The organism is Planktosalinus sp. (genome assembly GCF_059864935.1).
In genome coordinates, this window is the sequence record NZ_JCBCCK010000301.1 from 1 (window position 1) to 6,250 (window position 6,250).

The 6,250-nt window shown below is 39.1% G+C and carries 5 protein-coding genes and 1 pseudogene; all 6 read right to left on the reverse strand.

Going from position 1 to position 6,250, the window contains the following annotated elements:
• The coding region (locus tag AC6F75_RS09850) for a DUF4369 domain-containing protein (protein ID WP_500714858.1) at positions 1–303 on the reverse strand (303 nt) is incomplete at its 3' end.
• A gap of 93 nt (positions 304–396) precedes the next feature.
• Positions 397–1,308: a mechanosensitive ion channel domain-containing protein gene (locus AC6F75_RS09855; protein WP_500714859.1), complete on the reverse strand. Its 912-nt coding sequence runs from the start codon at positions 1,306–1,308 to the stop codon at positions 397–399.
• A gap of 32 nt (positions 1,309–1,340) precedes the next feature.
• Positions 1,341–1,832, reverse strand: a complete 492-nt coding sequence (locus tag AC6F75_RS09860) for a ferritin-like domain-containing protein (protein WP_500714860.1) — start codon at positions 1,830–1,832, stop codon at positions 1,341–1,343.
• Between the two features lie 104 nt (positions 1,833–1,936).
• Complete coding sequence (gene uvrB / locus AC6F75_RS09865) at positions 1,937–3,940, reverse strand: excinuclease ABC subunit UvrB (protein ID WP_500714861.1); 2,004 nt, start codon at positions 3,938–3,940, stop codon at positions 1,937–1,939.
• Positions 3,941–3,991: 51 nt separating this feature from the next.
• On the reverse strand, positions 3,992–5,482 hold the full coding sequence (locus AC6F75_RS09870) for an FIDD domain-containing protein (RefSeq protein ID WP_500714862.1): 1,491 nt from the start codon (positions 5,480–5,482) through the stop codon (positions 3,992–3,994).
• 60 nt (positions 5,483–5,542) lie between these two features.
• A pseudogene (locus AC6F75_RS09875) lies at positions 5,543–6,229 on the reverse strand (choice-of-anchor L domain-containing protein); the annotation flags it as partial.
• Positions 6,230–6,250 lie beyond the last annotated feature (21 nt).

Here is a 6,250-nt window from a genome sequence, read left to right on the forward strand (position 1 = left end):
TAAATCAAAATTACCTTCAACGTCTTTAGTGTCGTGGAAAAAAATCAAAGTGGTATTGAGATTTCGAAAATTTAATAAACCCAATTGAGATTCTTTGCTCTTTTCAATTTCAAAACTGAATTTTCCACCTCTTATAACAATAGTATCTATGTCAAAAGGTTGACCGTTTTGATTTAATTTTTGGAAGTAAACCTTTGAACCATCCTCAGCCCCGGGAATGCTTCCGGTAAAAGTTAAGGTTGTTGAATTATCACTGCAGGATTGAAAAATAACTAGAACACAAAGTAGACTCAAAAATCTCATAATTTGATTTTTTAAATTTTTTACAAATGTATTGAACTCAACCGGAAAAACTTCTTAAAATAACCTAAAAACAAGCTTTTATATTTTGAGGTCTTATGGATTTTGTTCATCAGAATTTTTAATGGTAATCACCTCAGAACGGAATTTGTTTTTGGCAAAATCCAGTGTCCTGATGGGGAAAGGAATATTGATGCTGTTTTCGTTATAGGCTTTCTTGATTGCCATAATAGCAGCACTTTGTGCCTTTGAAATGTCTCTTCTGTCCTTGACATCTGCCCAAAACCTGATGACAAAGTTGATGGAACTATCCCCAAATTCTGTATAAAAATGCTCAATTTGCTCATTGCCATATTGCTTGAAGATTTCAGCAACAGCGTCTGTGGTCACTTTTTTCACAAATTCAAGGTCACTTTCATAACCAACTCCGCATTCAACAAAAATCCTGGACCTGTTTGTGCCGGAGAAGTTTTTGAAAGGCGCTTCTATGATTTTGGAGTTGGGAATCACCACAAAATTATTGTCATTTTCCAATATGGTAACACTTCTTAGGTTGATATCAATCACCCTACCGGCGTGATTGTTGGTTTCTATATAGTCGCCAATTTTAATGTTGGGTAAAAATGAGAGGATAATTCCCGAAAAAGTATTGCTTAAAGTTCCCTGAAGTGCAAGACCTATAGCCAAACCTACTACACCCGCACCGGCAAGTACTGAGGTGAGCACCTTGTCTAAATCAAGTATGCCCAGCGCAATGAAAAAGCCAATTAATACAACTATTATAAAAGAAGTCCTGGCAATAATCGATTTAACAGACTCCTGTGCAACCCTTTTTAAGAGCACAGATTTGATAAAACGGCTTAAATATTTACCGATTTGCCAGAACAGTATAAATACAATTATGGCAATAATAAAATTGGGGGCTTTAAGGATAAACCCTTCTCCCCATCCGGAAAGTTTATCAACTAACTTGTCCAGAGCGTCTGTTAAATCAAAGCTGTTAAACATACGAATTGGTTGGCCTAAATATAAGTTTTTTATTAGACTTTAGGATGATTGTCTGTTGACTTCATTCTCCAGGCATCGAGCATCCAGGTTGTTTTTTCAAGCTCTCTGATGTATGCACCAATCAGGTCTATGGTGCCTTCATCACCGGCTTCATCTGCAGCTTTGACCACTATTTTCATTTGCTTGAGTAAAATGGCGTGGTCTTCAATCAAGGTATCTATCATTTTTACGTCGCTCAATGTGGCTTTAGACTCTTTGATGTTAGAGAGTTTTAAATACTCACTCAAATTGCTGGTGGGTTGATACCTCAGAGTTAAAATACGCTCTGCGATTTCGTCAACTTTCAATTTGGTATCGTCATACATTTCTTCAAACTTGAGATGTAAGTCAAAAAAACTTTTCCCAACGATATTCCAGTGGAAATTTCTCAGTTTTTGATAATACAAATGAAAATCGGCTAGAAGTACATTTAGCTGATTGACAGTATTATTGGTTTTTTCTTTATCTAAATTTAAAATGTTCATAATAAATGGTTTTAACGTTGTTAATTCAATAAAAATACGTTCAATTTTAACATTTCACAAGAAATAGTGGGGGTTTAGTAGAAGTTTAACGAAAGCAAATAAAATTAGATTACAGCCTCCAGTTTTTTTTGTAAAATTTTAATCTGATCCCTGAATTTTGCTGCCTGAATAAAGTCTAAATCTTTGGAAGCCTGCTCCATTAATTTTCTTGAATCTCTTATTTTTTGTTCCAGTTGAGGACGGGTTTCATAATTTTCGCCGGCCTCTTCAGCAGCTTTAACTATCAATTCTTCAATAGAATAGTCCTTCACCTTTGGTTTAGCCAGAGCATTTTCCAAACTTTTCTTAATCTGTGTGGGTGTAATGTTGTTTTCCAGATTGTAAATTGTTTGTTTCTCCCGTTTATAATTGGTTGAGTCGATAGTGGCCTGCATGCTCCTCGTAATTTTATCGGCATACATGATGGCTTTTCCGTTAAGGTTTCTTGCAGCCCTCCCAACAGTTTGGGTCAAGGAGCGCTCACTTCTCAAAAATCCTTCCTTGTCAGCATCGAGGATGGCTACAAGAGAAACTTCCGGCAAGTCGAGTCCTTCACGTAAGAGGTTAACACCAATTAGCACATCAAACAACCCCAATCGTAAATCGTGCATGATTTCAACGCGTTCCAATGTATCCACATCACTGTGTATATAACGGCATCTCACATTGATTCTGCTGAGGTATTTGGTAAGTTCTTCGGCCATTCTTTTGGTAAGGGTGGTCACCAAAACACGCTCATCTTTTTCTACCCTTAGCTGAATTTCTTCAATCAAATCGTCTATCTGGTTCAAGCTGGGTCTTACTTCAATCGGTGGGTCGAGCAATCCCGTTGGGCGAATAATTTGTTCCACATAAATACCACCACTTTTTTGCAATTCATAATCAGCTGGAGTGGCACTCACATAAATCACCTGATTTTGCAAGGCTTCAAATTCTTCAAACTTTAACGGTCTGTTGTCCATAGCAGCAGGTAATCTGAAACCATATTCCACAAGGTTTTCCTTTCGGGATCGATCACCGCCATACATAGCACTCACTTGCGGAATCGACACATGACTTTCGTCAATCAGCATTAGATAATCTTTAGGGAAATAATCCAGTAAACAAAAGGGTCTTGTACCCGGTAACCTTCCGTCAAGGTAGCGAGAATAGTTTTCAATACCACTGCAATACCCCAACTCGCGAATCATTTCCAAATCAAAATTAGTGCGCTCCTCAAGTCGTTTGGCTTCCAGATGTTTGCCCACTTCCTTGAAATAGTCTATTTGTTTTACCAAATCATCCTGAATATCCTTAATGGCGTTTTGCAACACGTCGGGGGAGGTAACAAACATATTGGCCGGATAGATATTGAGTTGTTCATACTTTTCAATAACCTTGTTTGTCTTTACATCAAAAGCTTCAATCTCTTCAATCTCATCTCCAAAAAAATGAATTCTGAAAGCATCATCAGCATAGCTTGGATATACATCCACCGTGTCACCTTTGATGCGGAAGTTGCCGTGGAAAAATTCGGCTTCGGTTCTGGAATACAAACTTTGAACGAGTCTGTGGAGTAATTTAGTGCGAGAAATCACCATGTTTTTTTTCAGCGAAATCACATTTTTTTGAAATTCCACCGGATTTCCGATACCATACAAACAAGAAACCGAAGCTACAACCAGCACATCTCTTCTTCCTGAAAGTAGGGATGAGGTAGTGCTTAAACGCATTTTTTCTATTTCTTCATTGATGGAAAGGTCTTTTTCAATGTAAGTGCCACTGGATGGAATGTATGCTTCCGGCTGGTAATAATCATAGTAGGAAACAAAATACTCAACAGCATTTTCCGGAAAAAGCTGTTTAAACTCGGAATAAAGTTGCGCAGCCAGGGTTTTATTGTGCGCCAAAACGAGCGTAGGTTTTTGAACTTGTTGCACCACATTGGCCACCGTAAATGTTTTTCCGCTTCCGGTAACGCCCAACAGGGTCTGGTATTTTTCACCCAGATTGATGCCTTCAACCAGTGCCTTGATGGCTTGTGGTTGATCGCCGGTGGGTTTAAAATCTGATACAAGTTTAAATTTCATTGCTGCTTTTGTAATGGATTTCGCCGATTGGCAACCAAAATTAGTGAAAATCTATCGCTTAAGCGTAAAATGTCCTCTGTAAGTACTGCCATCTTTAAAAGTGGCTAAAAACCAATAATCTGAAGAAGGCAAAGGCCGTCCGCGATAAGTACCGTCCCAGCCATAAGTGTTGAAATCCATCCGGTGAAGGATTTTTCCATACCGGTCAAAAATGACTACATTTTCAATAAAATTATTGCTCGGGTTGATGCCTTTAATGGTCCAGTAATCGTTAACCCCATCAGCGTTTGGTGTAAAATAATTTGGAAAACCTACCAAAAATACTCTAATACTGGTAATTCCACATCCGTTAAGATCTTTGACGTAAACCGTATAAATGCCGCTATTGAGGTTTTCAAACACATTGCTTTCCTGATAGGGGCCGTTGATGTTGTTGAGGGCATACACATAATCACCTGAGCCATTTGCATTAATAGTTATGCTTTGGTTTCCAAAGTTTCCACTTAACTCATAGCTGAGTTGTGCAATTTCTGAACCTAAGACCGTGATTGTATTCGTAGAGGAACAGGTATAAGTTTGGCCGTTTTGGTTTTGTGAAAAGCTTATTTCAACGCTGTATATACCAGGTTGGTTTACTGAAATTGTGGGAGTGGTGTCACCTGTACTCCATAAAAAATTAAAATTTGAAGTATTTCCGGTGACACCGGATGAAAGTAAAATCTTTGCGGGATAGGTGTCCAGACAATAAATAAGCTCATTCTCACCTGAAAATTGAGGTGTGGGAACCACGGCCAAATAAATGGGTAAAATGCCAAAACAGTCCTGATCGTTAGTTAACCTTGCATAAATAGTTTGAAAGCCGGGAATTGTATTTGTAAAAAGAAAGGGCAATGCCTGCACTCCTTGAAGCGCATGATTCAGGGTAATATGAAAGCTCACGTCAATATCGGTTCCATAGGTGTTTTGGATTTCAGCAAAAACGGGGTTCAGGTTAAATTCAGCGCGGTTTGGGTTGTCAGTAAATGAACATTCTGTCAGTTCAATGGGGTCGATAAAATTAGTGATGGTCGATAAAGTAAGTGGCGCGACTGAAGTGCAACCTAGGGGGGACATTACACGTGCATATACCGTCTGGTTTGGGGTAGTATTGATGTATGAATTTGGGTTGGGAATGGGGGAAACATTGTTAAGTGCATTAGCCATAGAGGTAAAAAAAGAAGTCACTTGAAGGCTGTTATCGCCGTCTGTTATTTGCTCAGATGCATTGAAAAGATTAAACACCGCAATTCCACTTTCATCTTCGTCGCACTGAATTAAAGTAGAGTCATTTAATAGTATAGCATCAGCATATTCAATGGTTATAGACCCTTTGATGTTGCAGGAATTGTTTTCAATTTCAATTTCCACTTCATAGTAACCTTCTTTAGTCACGGTATAAGTGGGGTTTGTTTCACCGGGAATGGCTGTTCCGTTTTTGAACCATTGGTATTGGTTATTTCCTGCATAAGTGGCATTCAATACCAAAGACTCACCAAAACACACCGGATTTCCGCTAGCCAGGAGCCTATCAGTGCCCAAGTCGTTTTCAACTGAAAAACTTCCGCCACCTAAAAAAATTGCTGAATCATAGAAGGGGTTTTGCTGGTCTGCTACTACCAATTTAATGTGGTACAAAGTTCCGGGGTTTACAAGGGCTTCGGCACGAAGAATTTTGGTTTGTCCGTTGTAATTCGTGGGATGTTGCATACCGTTATATGCATCAAAAAACTGCGGATTTGCAGCCTGACAAATGGTGCCTTCGCCCCTGATGGTCGTGATTTTAACCGGGATGCTGGTGCCTGGTACTACCGCCAGATTTTGATACTGATTTTGAGAGCCGGCTTCACGGAGTAAAAAAGCAAAACCATCCGAAAAATTACATTGGTTGGGGTTGGTATAGGCAAAATATTGTTCTGAAGAAAAGATATACTCAAATATGATTTTGTTGGCTATGGGAAGAAAATCAAACTCCAGTACTGTGGCGTTTACAGTATTTGATTCACCTATGGCTTGTTCCAAATCAATATCACCCAGCCAGGAAGTAGTGCCTTCACTGAGCAATGTATTGTTTGGTCCAATGGCTGAAACCGCTTTTCCGGTTGTGAGTAAAATACCATCTTCAAAAGGGAAATTACTTGTGCCGGCCGAAAAATAACCATAACTGGGAAATTGATCCCACCCGCTTGCTGTAAAATTGGATACATTGGCACAAGGGCTGTTGATGAGTACATCTTCCACAAGTTGTTGTGCCGTAAAGTTGTCCTGAACTTA